The organism is Acidiplasma aeolicum (genome assembly GCF_001402945.1).
In the GTDB taxonomy this organism is placed as follows: domain Archaea; phylum Thermoplasmatota; class Thermoplasmata; order Thermoplasmatales; family Thermoplasmataceae; genus Acidiplasma; species Acidiplasma aeolicum.
Genome location: NZ_LKBG01000156.1, coordinates 1 through 14,837 on the forward strand (window position 1 = coordinate 1; position 14,837 = coordinate 14,837).

The 14,837-nt window shown below is 35.2% G+C and carries 18 protein-coding genes; 8 read left to right on the forward strand and 10 right to left on the reverse strand.

Translation table 11 applies throughout. From position 1 onward, the window contains the following. The first annotated feature begins 116 nt into the window (after positions 1-116). From AOG54_RS03860 to AOG54_RS03890, 7 genes are all read left to right on the forward strand, one after another. Positions 117-1,652: an AMP-binding protein gene (locus tag AOG54_RS03860; RefSeq protein WP_048102410.1), complete on the forward strand. Its 1,536-nt coding sequence runs from the start codon at positions 117-119 to the stop codon at positions 1,650-1,652. 69 nt (positions 1,653-1,721) lie between these two features. Beyond that, a complete protein-coding gene (locus tag AOG54_RS03865) occupies positions 1,722-2,498 on the forward strand; it encodes a BtpA/SgcQ family protein (RefSeq protein ID WP_048102411.1) in 777 nt (258 codons plus the stop codon). A 4-nt stretch (positions 2,499-2,502) separates the two neighbouring features. Next, complete coding sequence (locus tag AOG54_RS03870; RefSeq protein WP_054963774.1) at positions 2,503-3,429, forward strand: nucleoside hydrolase; 927 nt, start codon at positions 2,503-2,505, stop codon at positions 3,427-3,429. A 61-nt stretch (positions 3,430-3,490) separates the two neighbouring features. Continuing rightward, positions 3,491-4,174, forward strand: a complete 684-nt coding sequence (locus AOG54_RS03875) for an endonuclease III domain-containing protein (RefSeq protein WP_054964504.1) — start codon at positions 3,491-3,493, stop codon at positions 4,172-4,174. Between the two features lie 119 nt (positions 4,175-4,293). Continuing rightward, positions 4,294-5,712, forward strand: coding sequence for an APC family permease (locus AOG54_RS03880; protein ID WP_048102417.1), 1,419 nt, complete (start codon positions 4,294-4,296; stop codon positions 5,710-5,712). A gap of 130 nt (positions 5,713-5,842) precedes the next feature. Then, positions 5,843-7,012 (forward strand): Nre family DNA repair protein, encoded by a 1,170-nt coding sequence (locus AOG54_RS03885; RefSeq protein WP_231563455.1) that lies wholly within the window; start codon positions 5,843-5,845, stop codon positions 7,010-7,012. Further along, entirely contained in the window at positions 7,002-7,832 is an 831-nt protein-coding gene (locus AOG54_RS03890; RefSeq protein ID WP_055032450.1) for an SPL family radical SAM protein, read from the forward strand. The genes AOG54_RS03885 and AOG54_RS03890 overlap by 11 nt, the downstream gene beginning before the upstream one ends. Here the strand turns inward: AOG54_RS03890 and hisIE are convergent. Genes hisIE through AOG54_RS09900 form a run of 9 tightly spaced genes read right to left on the reverse strand, consistent with a single transcriptional unit; the run spans position 7,824 to position 13,545 of the window. Then, positions 7,824-8,453 carry a bifunctional phosphoribosyl-AMP cyclohydrolase/phosphoribosyl-ATP diphosphatase HisIE gene (gene hisIE / locus AOG54_RS03895; protein ID WP_055032451.1) on the reverse strand — a complete coding sequence of 210 codons (630 nt, stop codon included), beginning with the start codon at positions 8,451-8,453 and terminating at the stop codon, positions 7,824-7,826. The two genes, AOG54_RS03890 and hisIE, sit on opposite strands and share 9 nt — an antisense overlap. Then, complete coding sequence (gene hisF, locus AOG54_RS03900) at positions 8,440-9,192, reverse strand: imidazole glycerol phosphate synthase subunit HisF (RefSeq protein ID WP_048102421.1); 753 nt, start codon at positions 9,190-9,192, stop codon at positions 8,440-8,442. Before hisF ends, hisIE begins: the two co-directional genes overlap by 14 nt. Then, on the reverse strand, positions 9,186-9,839 hold the full coding sequence (locus AOG54_RS03905; protein WP_048102423.1) for a HisA/HisF-related TIM barrel protein: 654 nt from the start codon (positions 9,837-9,839) through the stop codon (positions 9,186-9,188). The genes hisF and AOG54_RS03905 overlap by 7 nt, the downstream gene beginning before the upstream one ends. Beyond that, entirely contained in the window at positions 9,836-10,405 is a 570-nt protein-coding gene (hisH, locus tag AOG54_RS03910; protein ID WP_055032452.1) for an imidazole glycerol phosphate synthase subunit HisH, read from the reverse strand. Before hisH ends, AOG54_RS03905 begins: the two co-directional genes overlap by 4 nt. Next, positions 10,402-10,923 carry an imidazoleglycerol-phosphate dehydratase HisB gene (hisB, locus tag AOG54_RS03915; protein WP_054964052.1) on the reverse strand — a complete coding sequence of 174 codons (522 nt, stop codon included), beginning with the start codon at positions 10,921-10,923 and terminating at the stop codon, positions 10,402-10,404. The genes hisH and hisB overlap by 4 nt, the downstream gene beginning before the upstream one ends. Then, entirely contained in the window at positions 10,920-12,047 is a 1,128-nt protein-coding gene (gene hisD, locus AOG54_RS03920; protein WP_055032453.1) for a histidinol dehydrogenase, read from the reverse strand. The genes hisB and hisD overlap by 4 nt, the downstream gene beginning before the upstream one ends. Next, positions 12,034-12,645: an ATP phosphoribosyltransferase gene (hisG, locus tag AOG54_RS03925; RefSeq protein ID WP_055032454.1), complete on the reverse strand. Its 612-nt coding sequence runs from the start codon at positions 12,643-12,645 to the stop codon at positions 12,034-12,036. Before hisG ends, hisD begins: the two co-directional genes overlap by 14 nt. A gap of 2 nt (positions 12,646-12,647) precedes the next feature. Further along, positions 12,648-13,412, reverse strand: a complete 765-nt coding sequence (locus tag AOG54_RS03930; protein WP_054964049.1) for an ATP phosphoribosyltransferase regulatory subunit — start codon at positions 13,410-13,412, stop codon at positions 12,648-12,650. After that, on the reverse strand, positions 13,375-13,545 hold the full coding sequence (locus AOG54_RS09900; protein WP_162200859.1) for a hypothetical protein: 171 nt from the start codon (positions 13,543-13,545) through the stop codon (positions 13,375-13,377). The genes AOG54_RS03930 and AOG54_RS09900 overlap by 38 nt, the downstream gene beginning before the upstream one ends. Positions 13,546-13,664: 119 nt before the next feature. Here AOG54_RS09900 and AOG54_RS03935 point away from each other — a divergent pair, with 119 nt between their 5' ends. Beyond that, positions 13,665-14,222, forward strand: a complete 558-nt coding sequence (locus AOG54_RS03935) for a hypothetical protein (protein ID WP_052656882.1) — start codon at positions 13,665-13,667, stop codon at positions 14,220-14,222. 12 nt (positions 14,223-14,234) lie between these two features. On the opposite strand, the gene AOG54_RS03940 is transcribed toward AOG54_RS03935, so the two are convergent. After that, positions 14,235-14,765: a hypothetical protein gene (locus AOG54_RS03940; protein WP_054964048.1), complete on the reverse strand. Its 531-nt coding sequence runs from the start codon at positions 14,763-14,765 to the stop codon at positions 14,235-14,237. Between the last annotated feature and the right edge of the window lie 72 nt (positions 14,766-14,837).

Genomic DNA, 14,837 nt, shown 5'->3' on the forward strand with positions numbered 1-14,837 from the left:
ATCTTTGCATTCATAGTAAAAAATATTAAAATTATCTTTTATTATTTTATATACCCATAATTATTCCTTTTTAGCATTTAGAAATTATTATATAAGATTCTAATTTATAATTAAATATGGATGGTACTATAGGAAATTTTCAGCTAAATATAAATCATATATTCAACAGAATGGAAACATATTTTGGAAAAAGTGTTGTATATTACCGTGAAAATTCTGAAATTAAAAAAATTACATTCCGGGAACTATCAGAACGCATAAGGAAAACTGCAAATTATCTTATTAAAACTGGGATAGGTCCGGATGATACAGTGGCCACACTTTCCTGGAACACAATAAGGCATCTTGAATTATATTTTGCCGTTCCATTAATTGGTGCCGTGCTTAATACAATCAATATAAAATATCATAGGGATGTTATAAAAAATATGATAAGGGAGAATAATGCAAAGCTGATATTTTACGAGGGAATTCCTGAGGATATTCTTGAAGGGATAAATATAAGGTCAGTAAAAATGGATCAGGCCTTTGATGATAATATATATTCATCTGAAATTGAAAAAAACTTCCCGGATAATAATGAAAAAAATGCGGCGATAATATGCTACACATCAGGTACAACGGGCAATCCCAAGGGTGTGGTATACACACACAGAAGTATTTTTATACATTCATTATCACTGCTAGGCCATGACTCAATAGCACTTTCAAGGCAGGACACATCACTTGTCATGGTTCCAATGTACCATATATCAGGATGGGATATTCCATTTGCCGCGGCACTGACAGGTTCAAACCTAGCCCTTCCGGGTGTTCATCCAGACCCGCCAGATATAGTTAATATGATTTCATCATGCAGGGTAAATAAGGCCTTCGCCGCACCCGCAGTGTGGACATCAATTATTGAGTATTCAATCAGCAATGAAACCGGCCTGGAGCCATTAAAATATGCAGGTATTGGTGGTGCTGAACCTTCAGATTATATAATTAAAACACTCATGGAATCTGGAATTGAAACATGGCATTTATGGGGGATGACCGAAACTGAGGCAATAGCAACAATTAGCAAGCCGGAAACCGGAAATGTGCATAACCAGGGGATACCCATGCCTGCATTTGAAATAAATGCAGTGGATGAAAAAAATAATAAATTGCCGTGGGATGGGAAAAGTACAGGTGAGCTCCTGGTGCGTGGAGCCTATGCCACATCCGGATACTTCCATACCGATAGCACTGATAAAATTGTTTATATGGATGGAAAAACATGGATAAGAACTGGGGACATTGTTAAAATTAATCCTGATGGTTCAATAAAAATTGTTGACCGCGACAAGGATTTAATCAAAAGCGGTGGTGAGTGGATATCATCAATAGACCTTGAAAATACCATTATGGAGCATCCAGGAGTACTGGAGGCGGCAGTCATAGCAAAAAAGGATGATAGATGGGGTGAAAGACCGCTGGCGCTGGTTGTAAAAAAGGCATCATACAGGAAAAAGCTGGACAAAAATTCACTAAGGGAATATTTAATATCCCTGGACAGGTTCCCTAAATGGTGGATTCCTGACGATTTTTATTTTGTTGATGAAATACCTAAAACCGGCACTGGAAAATTTGATAAAAAACTTTTAAGGTCAAAATATTCAAAATAAACCGTTTTAATAAAATATTAACAAAATGCCTGCTGGGAATATTTAAATACAAATTGCCTATCGGGCAGTATGAAGGCTAAGTTATTTTATGGTATGGTGCACCTTCCAGCACTTCCCGGTTCACCAGAATCAAAATACACGCTTGGTGAGATTATAGACTATGCCAAAAAGGAGGTAACCGGTTTTAAGGATGCAGGTTTAACCGGAGCTATTCTTGAAAATATCAATGATTACCCATTTTATAAGGATAAAATTCCGCCCATAACGGTGGCTGCAATGGCCGCCATATCACAGGAGGTTAAAAAAATACCGGGAATTGAAATAGGGGTTAATATATTAAGGAATGGCTGCACCGAGGCATTAACAATAGCAACACTGTTTGATTTTAGCTTTATAAGGTGCAATGTGCTTTCAGGTGCCTATGTTACAGATCAGGGTATTATAGAGGGAAACGGTGCAGATTTATTAAGGTATAAAAAATACCTGAATTCTAATGTGAAAATTTATGCCGATGTGCATGTAAAGCATTCATATCCATTATATAATGTTCCAATAGACATAGCGGCCGAGGATTTAAGCGAGCGCGGCGGGGCAGATGCAATCATTGTTTCTGGATCAAGAAGCCCTGTACCACCAGAGGTTGAGAGGGTCAAGGCCGTTAAAAAGGTAATTAAGAAGCCGGTTTTAATTGGAAGCGGAATATCACTTACAAACTTCTATGATTATGTTGATATTTCAGATGGCATGATCATAGGTGAGAGCGACTTTAAGGAAAATAACATATCATGCGGGCCAAGTGACTTTAAGGCTTATAAGAAACTAATGGAAGAATATAAAAAACTATGATTCTATGACCAAGATAATTATAGATTGCGATCCGGGCCATGATGATGCCATAGAGATGTTGCTTGCCATGGCTGATGAATATGCGGAAATACTTGGAATATGCACTGTGGCAGGAAATCAAAGCCTTGAAAAGACAACATTAAATGCACTTAAGGTTATTGAGCTTGCTGGCAGAAAAGACATTAATGTATATCCGGGTTCGGCAAAGCCTATTATGGGGAATTTAATAACGGCACCAAACATACATGGAAATACAGGGCTTGATGGCACACTTTTCAGGGAGCCAACTTTAAGGGCATCAAAAACAAATGCAATTGATTTTATGCACAATGTACTTGGAGAGCAAAAAAACGTTGTAATAGTTACAACAGGCCCGATAACAAATCTGGCAATACTCCTTCTTGCATACCCCGAGGTTAAAAAGAACATAGACCGCGTTATATGGATGGGCGGTTCTTATTCCATGGGAAATATCACACCAGATGCTGAATTTAACGCATACAATGACCCGGAGGCATTGAAAATAGTCTTAAATTCAAAATTAAATTTCACAATGGTTACCCTTGATGTGACACATAGGGCACTGTTTACAATGGATGATATTAAAAGAATTAAAAATATGGATAATAAGGTCTCAGAACAGGTTTATGAACTGCTAACGTTTTTTTATAAAACATATGAGGAAAACTTTTCACTGGGTGGTGTTCCAATACACGATGCATGTGCACTGGCAGAGGCGCTTCATCCAGGAATAATAAAATCAAAATTATTGAATGTTGAGGTAAACACATCAACGGGGCCAAGCCGGGGCAGAACCATAGTTGATATTTATAACGTCACCGGCAGGGAAAAAAATGCCCTTGTTTCCATGGATATAAATACAGAAGGATTTAAAAATTATCTTTTCAATATGCTTGAAAAATACAAATAAATTTGAAAATTCTGTTTATATATTATAAAATATTTTATCCTTTTAAATGATGATTGTATGTATGAAAAACTTTGTTGAAATATATGATAAGATAAAAAGCGCTGTTCCGGAGCATCATTTTGAATTTAAGGATGACCCGTTCTGGATACTTATAACAACAATATTATCGCAGAGAACAAAGGACGCAACCACCGATGCTGCTGCCAGGAATCTTTATAATAAATACCATGACTGCTATGGTCTCGCCGGTGCAAAACCTGAGGATGTAAAGGAGATAATAAGATATGTTGGTTTTAGCAATGTCAAATCAAAGAGGATTATAGAGGTTGCCAGATTAATTATGGACAAATATAATGGGAGTGTTCCTGGCAAATATGATGAATTAACAAAAATACCCGGGGTGGGAAGCAAAACAGCAAATATTGTTTTAACACAGGGGTTTAAAATACCTGCAATAGCAGTCGATACACACGTGTTCAGGATATCAAACAGGATCGGCCTTGTTCACGAGAAAACACCGGAAAAGACTGAGGAGGCCTTAAAAAAGGTTATACCGGAGAAATATCAGATAGAATTTAATCCGGTATTTGTTGAATTTGGAAAAAGCATATGCAGGCCGGTAAATCCAAAATGCAATATATGCCCAGTAAATAAATGCTGTGATTATTATTCTAATGTTTACCTTAAAAAAATTAATGAAAAAAATAAAATAAAGGCTTCAGGTACACTAGGGAAAAAAAATTAAATTAATATTTTAAAAAACTATAAGGATACTGAAATTAAATAATTTTTTTCATAATAGATAAAATTTTTGATAAAATAAATTTTTACATGGATTTTTATATGTTATCCTTATATTAATGTATGGCAAATAATTTAAGGAGGAACATACTTGGCACCAGTAGATTAATATGGCAGGGATGGGGCATGACTGCACCGGCGGCAGATATAGCGTATCTCCTTGGTGGCATAGCACTGGTTGCTTTAGGCGCAACCCCACTATCAATATTAATTGGCTTTCTTATTTATCTAACGATTCTTAATACCTCTTACAGGTTTTCCAAAAAATATGTATCAGCGGGAAGTGATTTCACCTATGTTGGCAAAAGCCTGGGAGGTTTCATGGCAGCATTTGAGGGGTGGAATTTATTCTTCGGTACAATGTTTGCCTATGCAGGTTTTGGGATGCTTGGACTTGCAGGATTTTTTGACATATTTGATGGCAAAATAGTTACAGGGGGATTGTGGATTCCCATAGTTATAGCATTGAATATTATAACATTCTACATACTTTATAAAGGAATCAGATTTTCAACAAACTACCAGATAATAACGGGAGTGGCAGAATTCGTTATTCTAATTGCAGGTGGCATAGGACTGGTTATCCTTGCCGGAAAGAATAATACACTCGCTGTTTTCTCACCATTCATAGCCAGTGGTGGCATATCAGGATTTTTACATTCTCTGACACTTTCAATTGTAACATTTATAGGCCTATCAATTGCATTAACATCATTATCAGAGGAGACACATATTCCAAGGAAAACAGTTCCAAAGGCACTATTAATTTCATCATTTATTATTGGAATAACCATAGTATTTCTGGCATATGCCATGACAGTGGCCTGGGGGCCGTCAAAAATGGTTTCATTTGGCAATTCAGTTGATAATGGTCTTGTATTATTTAGAAAGCTTAGTCCGGTTATGTTTATATTACTGTTTATTTTTACTGTTAACAGTTTCATGGGAAATAACATATCCATGGGAACCTCAATGACAAGGATTTTTTATGCGTTTTCCAGGGATAATATAATATTCCCAAAGGCATTTTCAAAAACTGACAGTAATGGCACTCCAAGAAATACCACATTTTTTATTCTGGGAATATCAATATTTCTGAGCATAACATTCGGACTTATTTTTGGACCAGTAAATGGTGGATATGTTCTACTGTTTTCTGACGCATTCTTTTCATTCCTGATCAGATCAATATCATCAGGTAGCCTTATAGTATCAACATTTAAATCCGGAAAAATGACCAGGAGTGCCCTTTTTGGATATCTTATAATACCTGTTATATCAATAGGGTCCCTTATGGCCGTGTTTGCATCAAATTTTTTCCCGCTTCCGACATATCCATATAATTACGCATCAATTATTGGAATATTGATTATTGCAATAATATTTATTATTACACTGTATAAATATATAAGAAATCCAGAATCATTAAGCAGTGCCGGTTCGACGACTGCTGATGACATTTCAGAGGGATTAATAGAATAATTAAATTCTTAAATTAAAGCAATTTTTTATTTTCAGCATGTTTTAAATACTCAAATATCTTTATAAATATGTGAAAAAAACCTTAATTAAAATACCACCGGAATTATGCGTAAAATGCAGGGGGGCAAAGATGCTCTGCGGCCTTTCATACTGTCCTGTGAATATTACAGGAAATATTAAAAAAATTTATAATTTTTCCGGAAACGATATAAGCGGTTCATCACCACCATCAATATTTGTTGGCCGTTATGGGTATCCAAAGATTGGCGTATATCCGTCGCTTCCACCCTATACCGGCAACACGGCATTCCTTGAGGACGAATCACAGTGGCTTAAAATGAATTTAAATGATTTCATATCATCCAGGCTATCACTCTTAAGGGGAAAAATTATGATGGATGTTAACAGCGCCTCAAATCCAGATTACACACTTCAGGACATTCAGCTGACGTCTTTATCAAAAAATCCGGTTAATATAGAAATGAGGGTATCAAAATCTTTTAACAAGGATATTATTCTTGATGAAAACATAACCCCAATGGGGCCGTCATCACCTGTGGATTCCATAAGTTATGAGAATTATAAAATAGATAATAGAATTGAGAAGGTCTATTATGATGTGGACCTGAAAGCATCTGATGGAATAATAAAACTTTACATGAAGGGATTAAATATTAATGAAATTTCAAGGGCATTGAGCACGGGCTCACTGGGACTTCAAAAAAATAGAAAAATTGTGCCAACAAGATGGTCAATAACAGCAGCGGATGAAACGGTCTCAAACAGGCTTGTGGATGAATTAAAGGATTACAGTGCTATAGATGAATTTCTTGTTTTTACCAGAAAAACCGATGGAAATCTGTTCATGGGAATTTTATGCCCAGGTAACTGGATGTTTGAGTGGGGGGAATCATGGTTCCCGGGAAGCACATGGAATTATTTTGGAAACTCGGTTGAAATAGAACTCGACTATGAGGGTTATTATGGAAGAAAGACCTATCCCGAAATTGGTGGATGCTATTATTCATCAAGGCTTGCAGCGGCAGAAAAATTAATAAAAATGAGAAAACAGGCCTGTGTAATGCTATGGCGTGAGATATATCCTGGCTTTAACATACCGCTTGGCGTCTGGTATGTGCGTGAAAATGTCCGGGAAATGTTTAATTCAGTTCCTGAGAAATTCTCTGACCTGGAATCCGCACTAAAATATTTATCGGGATACAGCAGGGTTCCCATTGATAGCTGGATTCACAGGTCTAATAATATAAAATATATAAGGAGTAATCTCGATGCATATTAACAGAAAAAAAATAATAATCAATGAAATCAATGCAAAACATGCACTGGGAATATCGGGAATGAAAGAGCTCGATTACACGCTTAATCCATATTTGGGATGCCTGCATGGATGCCTTTACTGCTATGCCATAGGCATGAATCCAAAAAATATTGCCGGGGATTGGGGAAATGTTCTTTATGTGAGGAAAAATATAACGGAAATTTTACAAATGGAGGCAAAAAAATATAAAAAGGGCATAGTTGGAATATCATCCATTACAGACCCATATAATCCTGTCGAGGGAAAATACAGGCTTACGAGAAATTCCATAGAAATACTGGCAAAAAATAATTTTTATGTAACATTGCAGACAAAATCCCCGCTTGCCCTGCGAGATATTGACATAATAAAAAAATACAGAAATACAATTGATATAGGTTATACAATAACAACAATGGATGAAAACATTAAAGAAATGATAGAGCCATACTCACCATCTGTGAGATCAAGAATGCGTGCACTTAAAAAATTCTCTGAAAATGGCATAAAAACCTGGATTTTTATCGGCCCAATCATTAAAAATATAAATGATAATTTGAATGATATTTATAATATTATAGAATTTGCATCAAAAATAAAATCAAGGATAATTTATGATAAATATGTAAATTATCCCGGGCCAGGAAAATATATGGAAAACATCAATTATGGCATATCAGATTCAGCATGGTGGAATGATATGGAATTAAAAATAAATGGGATGTGCCATGATTTAAATGTATTATGCACATCAGAGCAGGCTGACTGGCTTTATGAGAGGGGTCAGAAAACATTATTTTGATTTTTCAACATTCCTTCTTGAAAGCTCTGCAACAATGTCGCTGAATTTTATATCCTCATATGATAAATATACCAGTAAATGGTACATTAAATCAGCAACCTCATAGATAATTCTATCCCTGCCCTGTGCCAGCACTGATTCAACAGCCTCCTCACCCACCTTCTTTTTAATATTCTCCTCTCCAGATTTAAAGAGTTCTGTTGTATACGAATTCTCCCTGGGATGTTTTTTGGTTTCGTTAATTATATTTTCAAGGTCTAATATAAAGTCCAGTGAGTAGTCTATTTTTTCTTTTATATGCTGCGGTTCGCCGAGTTTTCTGTAAAAACATGTTTTATTTCCTGTATGGCATGCCGGCCCCTTTTGGTCAACCAGAAGCAGAAGCGAGTTGTTTTCGCAGTCGGGCCGTATCTCAATAATTTTCTGTGTGTTTCCGCTGGCCTCACCCTTCATTCTTATTCTATTTTTTGACCTTGAATAATAATGTGCATACCCTGTTTTAAGTGAAAGATCCAGTGCCTCCTTATTCATATATGCCAGTGTTAAAACATCTCCCGATTTGTAATCCTGAACAACAACAGGTATTAATCCGTCAACAAAATTAAGGTTATATTCTGACATTTACACCACGCTCCATCAGGTATTTTTTAATTTCATTTGCAGTATACATACCATAATGAAATACAGAACCTGCAAGGCAGGCATCTGCACCGCTCTGTATTGCATTGTAAAAATCCTCCGGCGATCCGGCACCACCTGATGCTATAACCGGTATGTTCACATTTTCAGAAACTTTTTTTATTAAATTATAATCATAGCCCTTTCTTGTGCCATCGGCATCTATTGATGTCAGTAAAATTTCACCAGCACCAAGCTCCTCAACAGTTTTTGCCCACTCAACAGCATTTATGTTCCTGGATATCTCACCGCTGTTTGAATAGACCTCATAGTAACTTCCATTGAACTTAGCGTCTATTGCTATAACAAGATTTGATGACCCTATTTCATATGATGCCTTTTTAATAATATCTGGATTAATTATTGCATATGTGTTTATAAAAACCTTATCCGCCCCAAGCCTTATAATTTTTTTAATTTTATCAAGGGAATCAATTCCACCGCCAACAGTAAATGGTATGTTTATGTTCTCGGCAACCCTTGATATTAAATCATATGTAATGCCACGGTTTTCATTTGTTGCATATATATCCAGAAAGACAAGCTCATCCATGCCCTGTTCCTCATATTTTTTTGAAAGCTTTACAGGGTCATCTATGGTCCTAATATCCCTGAACTTTATGCCCTTTACAACCCTTCCGTCCTTTATGTCAAGGGCACCAACAATTCTTTTGGCTAGCATTTAAAAACACCCTCATATATGGCCTTTCCAACAATCACACCAGAAAAACCCTTTTTTTCTAGAAATTTTACATCTTCCATTGTGGAAACCCCTCCAGCATATATAAAATACTCATCTCCCCAGAATTTTTTGTTGAAATCTATTTTAAAAACACCGTCGCTTTTTATCGATGTATAAATGAATCTTTTTATTTTATTTTTTAGGCTTAAATAAACATCAATATAATTATTTGAAATGTTTTTCCATCCATTTATGGCAATGTTTCCGTCAATGACATCCATGCTTGCCGTTATAAAATCTGTATTAATACTGTTTATAAATTCACCGTCCATTATCTTTGTTCCAATAATTACACTTCCTGCTCCAATTAATAATGCATTGTTAATATCATTTAGGGTTCTGAATCCGCCGCCAACCTGAACAAATACACCCGTTTCTCTTATTATTTTTTCTATTATGCTTAAATTTTCAGGCCTGCCGGTGAATGCCCCATTTAAATCAACAATATGCATTCTGTTAAATTTTTCTGCAAATTTAAGGGCATAATTGAGTGGATCACCATATACCTTAATGTCCTCAAGCCTTCCCTGGGTTAAAAACACCGCCTTTCCATTATAAATATCTATTGCAGGGTATATATCTATCATATTAAATCCCTAAAATTTTTTAATACCTGTATTCCATTAATACCTGATTTTTCAGGATGAAACTGCACGGCATAAATGTTATCCTTTTGCATGGCAGAGGATATTATATTTCCGTAATCAGTGATTGCCACTGTATAGTCATTTCTTTCTGCATAATATGAATGAAGAAAATAGAAATATGATCCATTTTTTATACCTGAAAAGAGTCTTGAATCTTTTATTAATTCCACAGTATCCCAGCCAATATGAGGCACCCTATTTTTTGTGAGCTTCTTAATGCTGCCGCTCAGAATGGATAAACCTGATCCGGGACCCTCCTCACTTGAATCATAAAGGACCTCAAGGCCCAGGCATATTCCAAGGTATGGTATTCCCGATTTGATTTTTTCAATTATTGTTTCCTTTATACCCTCAATTGAATCCATTACAAAGGAGAATGAACCAACGCCGGGAAATACAATTTTATCTGCCCTTTCTATTACATATGGGTCCCTTGTGATTTCTCCATTAACAATTTTGTTTATATTAAAAAGGTTTCCTGCCTGAGTATCTATGACTGCAATCATAACACACCCTTTGTGCTTTTTAATTCTTCTGAGACCTCAAGGGCCTGCCTTAATGCCGATCCAAGGCATTTAAATATATTCTCTGTAATATGATGCGGGTTTTCACCGTTCAATTTAATCACATGCATTGTCATGTTCATGGTTCTTGCCAGACCCCATAAAAATTCCCTTAATACCAGCAGTTCAAATCCCTCCTCATTATTAAAATTTACATTGAAATTAATGTAAGGCCTGGAAATATCAAGTGATACCATTATTAATGAATCATCCATGGGCATTATGGATGTACCGAATCTGGCTATTTTTTTATCACTTGGATTTAAAAAAAGTCCAATGGTGATTCCCGCATCCTCCCAGAGATGGTGTTTCAGATCAAATTTACCACGTATTTTTACTGGTCTATTCATGTAAAAAAACAGGGTATTAAGCATATGGTTTAATATTAAATCTCCGGTTTCTATGTCATTTTTATCGCTATCTGTAATTTCTATTTTTGTTTCCTTTGTTTCCCTTATCATCTTCTCACCTCCATGGAATTTTTATGCAGTGGCATTCCCTCTATCTCAGCAAGCCTTATGCCAAGGTATCTATTCTCCATAAAATCATTTCTGGAGTTGTATGCAAATGAAATCTTTTTCATAAAATCTGCGACTGTTAAAACCGATGAAAATCTTGATGTTTTTCCTGTTGGAAGCAGATGGTTTACACCGGCAAAGTAATCGCAGGATGGCACCGGCGTGTATTCACCAATATATATTGCTCCAGCATTTTCTATCTTATCAACAATATCAAGTGGATTTTTCGTTAATATTTCAAGGTGTTCCGGTGCAATATCATTAACACAATCTATGCATTCCTGTATTGTATCAAAAATTTTTACTTCTATATTTTCATCAGATATGGCATTTGCAATTTTTTTATTATTTGTGACAATCCATGACCTTGATGTCTTTCCGTGCTCAAGCTGTGATCTTAGGTCACTTATTAAATATTCCATATTGGCTGTTTCATCAGCCAGCACACATATCTCAGAGGGGCCGTAAAGCCCGTCTATGCCAACATCACCATATACCTGCCTCTTTGCCTCATTGACATATAAATTTCCAGGGCCAAAGATCTTATCAACCCTTTTCATGCCTATACCATATGCCATTGCTGCGATGGCCTGTATTCCACCGATCTTGTATATTTCCCTAATGCCAAGAAACTTTGCTATGTAAAGTATATAAGGATTGATTTTTCCATTTACCGGTGCAGATGTTATAATAATATCCCTAACCCCTGCTATTTTAGCTGGCGCACTTATCATTAAAACGGTGGATGGCAGTGGTTTTGCCCCCGGGATATATTCACCGATTCTATTTATTGGCCTGTATATAATGCCATACATTGATGAATTTTTGAATGAAAAATTATTATACTGCATCTGTTTAACATGATTTTCATATATTCTTTTATAGGTTTCCTCAATTACCTTTATGTCGCTGTATGGTATTTCCTTTTCTGATTCGTTAATTTCCTCCTCAGTGACCAGAAAATCCCCTGAATAACCGTCAAATTTCTGGGAATATTCCCTTAAGGCCTGCATCTTTCTTTCTCTTATATCGTTTATAATTCCCGAAACATACTCACTCGTATTCATAATTGAAAACCTCCATATTATCCATAATCCTCCTGATTTCATCGAATTTAAGCTTGTAAGACAATCTATTCACTATCAATGCTGCAGAAACATCCATAACCTTTTTTAATTCAATCAAACCATTTTCCCTTATTGTTTCACCTGTCTGAACTATATCAACTATGGCATCGGCCATCCCCATTACAGGGGCCAGCTCTATTGAACCAGATAGATGTACAATTTTAACATCTATGCCGTGTGATTTAAAAAACTTTGATGTTAAATTAGGATATTTTGTTGCAATCTTTTTGCCATTAAGGTCTTTAAGTTTATATTTTTTTGGTGCGCAAAGACTCAGCCGGCATTTTCCAAATTTTAGCTGTAATGGCATCATGACATCACAGTTTCTTTCCTTAATGACGTCTGTTCCACATATTCCAAGATCTGCATAACTCTCAACATAGAACGGCACATCCATTGCCCTGGCAATTATTATTTCATTATCACCGTTTTTTATCCTTAACTTCCTTGACTCTGAAATTGAGAGATCAAAGCCTGCATTTTCAAAGGCTTTAATGCTTTCATCCATGAGCTTCCCCTTCGGTATTGTTATTATCATCTTTATAACCTCCTTAATATTTTGCTTAATACCAGTGTATTCAGGGAAAAACCACAGCCATTGCTGTTCTTAATTTTATAATTCCCTCCACCGCCTATAAAATAATCATCAGAATATATTTCAAATATTAATCCGCTGTAATAGCTAAAATATCTTACAGTTCCGGGGTCTATGATTATTCTGTCATCGTTGACCGCTGATTTTATATTATTCAACAATTCTACATTTATGTCTGTGCCCCTTGAATTGAGCATTTTTATTACATAGTCAATGTATTCCTTTTTTATCCCACTGTTTTTTATTGCATTAAAATCATTCATTTTTATGTATTCTCTTATCTTTTCATAATTTCTTTTTCCTATTTTGCCTGAGAATATGTTTGAAACACTTATGTCAATTTTGAAATCATAAATACCAAGGTTTTCAAGTGTTTTGATCAATATCCTTAGAATTTCTATATTCGATTTTTCCTCATTGACATTTATTAATTCAAGACCGGCCTCTATTTCACTTTCAAGGCTTCTTGATAGCTTTTCATATATATAGAATATCCTTGTATTCTCACTGAAATTTCTAAGTATAAGCCTCGACGTTATATCAGGATTTATAAGATAGAATTTATTGGCATAAACAAATGGAACACCATCACTAAAAGATCTTGAGTATTTTTCAACGGCCTCTGGAAATATTTCTATGTATCCAAAGGAGTCAAATGTATTTCTTATGCCTTTAATTACCCTGTATAGGTATATATCCGGATTCATCATAAAACCTGCCCGCATTATTTGTTCTTTTTTGCAATCTGTAAAGGTTATTTTGCAGGAGGCTATGATGATGATGTACACTGGCAAAAAAGGCTTTGTAGCTAACATTACCCACAGTATACATCATTTTCTCCATGATTGTTTATATAAGCATCTTATATAAATGTATTCAATATAAATAAAGACCTTAATTTATTTTTTAATAGATTTATATAATGAGAAAAATTTAAATTTTAATAAGCATTTTAACCCATAATGGTATACCTGCTTTTCCCAAAAAGAATCACGCTTGAAAATAACATATCCCTGGAAATAACAAAGGATAAGGTAAAGGATGAGGAGCTATTTGCCCTTCTTGTTCCAGAAGAAAGGGTGGATGAGGTGGTAAATTATCTTAAAAAGAATGAGGGATTTTCAAGTGCGCTTCCAAGCTTTGATAAGGGAGAGGATTATGGTATTTCCAGGATTCTTATTCCCCCATGGGAGCTGCATATGAGAATATATAATTACTGCATAATTCCTGGAATGGCAAAAATTAATGCCCATATAGAAATTGCCAGAAAATACCTGCAACATCTTAATTTTAGATATGTCCAGCCTGTAATATATGAACCTTATAAGTTTTACAAAAAAATTTTTTCTGAATTTTTGCTTTTATATAATTCCAGATATACCGTGCAGAATATTGATGAAAATTACTGGTTCAGGCTTCAGAATCCTGTTGGAAGGCTAATACCATGGACACCATCAGGTGTTATATCATACACATTTAGCAGCATTGCTGAAAGGATAAGAAGGGCATCAAAAAAATAAATTTAAAAAATATTATTTATTTTTCCTGATAACTGTTTTTAAAGGTACCTTTTTCTTTGGCTTTAAAATCAGACCAATGATGATAATTATAATGCCAGCAATAAAGATAAAAACGCCGGAGATCATTGCATAATATGCAATCATTATATCCCTGTATTCAGATGATGATTCGAGTGAGAAACCCATATTTGAAGGCTTGCTGCTATTAAAAACCACAAATACATAGGTGCCTGAATTAAGATTACTGTATTCCAATCCGCCGGTAACTGATCTTGATGGTTTTATTGCATTCTGCGAAATATTTTTTGACGTAACATATGATAGCTGTGAATATTTAATAAGACCCGAATCATTGCCGGGATTGGCAATTATAATAACATCCCCTGTAACATAGTACATCCTTGATGTTCTGTACTCACCAGCCTTTACTGGCTCTAATTGCGTATTGGTTGGGGCCTTATCGATGGTCATAAAACCTGCAAGGCCCATGGCAACCCCAAGCATTAATAATATCAGGCCAATGGTGGCAATTTTTTTTATCATTACCAGTTTATTATTTTAAATTATATAAATTATTATTTAATATTAATATATATAGAAATCACAAATTTATTT

Excerpts from the sequence above, each read along its gene's own strand:
- AOG54_RS03860 (WP_048102410.1), top strand. The coding sequence starts at position 117 with ATGGATGGTACTATAGGAAATTTTCAGCTAAATATAAATCATATATTC.
- AOG54_RS03865 (WP_048102411.1), top strand. The coding sequence starts at position 1,722 with ATGAAGGCTAAGTTATTTTATGGTATGGTGCACCTTCCAGCACTTCCC.
- AOG54_RS03870 (WP_054963774.1), top strand. The coding sequence starts at position 2,503 with ATGACCAAGATAATTATAGATTGCGATCCGGGCCATGATGATGCCATA.
- AOG54_RS03875 (WP_054964504.1), top strand. The coding sequence starts at position 3,491 with ATGAAAAACTTTGTTGAAATATATGATAAGATAAAAAGCGCTGTTCCG.
- AOG54_RS03880 (WP_048102417.1), top strand. The coding sequence starts at position 4,294 with ATGGCAAATAATTTAAGGAGGAACATACTTGGCACCAGTAGATTAATA.
- AOG54_RS03885 (WP_231563455.1), top strand. The coding sequence starts at position 5,843 with ATGCTCTGCGGCCTTTCATACTGTCCTGTGAATATTACAGGAAATATT.
- AOG54_RS03890 (WP_055032450.1), top strand. The coding sequence starts at position 7,002 with ATGCATATTAACAGAAAAAAAATAATAATCAATGAAATCAATGCAAAA.
- hisIE (WP_055032451.1), bottom strand. The coding sequence starts at position 8,453 with ATGTCAGAATATAACCTTAATTTTGTTGACGGATTAATACCTGTTGTT.
- hisF (WP_048102421.1), bottom strand. The coding sequence starts at position 9,192 with ATGCTAGCCAAAAGAATTGTTGGTGCCCTTGACATAAAGGACGGAAGG.
- AOG54_RS03905 (WP_048102423.1), bottom strand. The coding sequence starts at position 9,839 with ATGATAGATATATACCCTGCAATAGATATTTATAATGGAAAGGCGGTG.
- hisH (WP_055032452.1), bottom strand. The coding sequence starts at position 10,405 with ATGATTGCAGTCATAGATACTCAGGCAGGAAACCTTTTTAATATAAAC.
- hisB (WP_054964052.1), bottom strand. The coding sequence starts at position 10,923 with ATGATAAGGGAAACAAAGGAAACAAAAATAGAAATTACAGATAGCGAT.
- hisD (WP_055032453.1), bottom strand. The coding sequence starts at position 12,047 with ATGAATACGAGTGAGTATGTTTCGGGAATTATAAACGATATAAGAGAA.
- hisG (WP_055032454.1), bottom strand. The coding sequence starts at position 12,645 with ATGATAATAACAATACCGAAGGGGAAGCTCATGGATGAAAGCATTAAA.
- AOG54_RS03930 (WP_054964049.1), bottom strand. The coding sequence starts at position 13,412 with ATGATGAATCCGGATATATACCTATACAGGGTAATTAAAGGCATAAGA.
- AOG54_RS09900 (WP_162200859.1), bottom strand. The coding sequence starts at position 13,545 with ATGGAGAAAATGATGTATACTGTGGGTAATGTTAGCTACAAAGCCTTT.
- AOG54_RS03935 (WP_052656882.1), top strand. The coding sequence starts at position 13,665 with ATGGTATACCTGCTTTTCCCAAAAAGAATCACGCTTGAAAATAACATA.
- AOG54_RS03940 (WP_054964048.1), bottom strand. The coding sequence starts at position 14,765 with ATGATAAAAAAAATTGCCACCATTGGCCTGATATTATTAATGCTTGGG.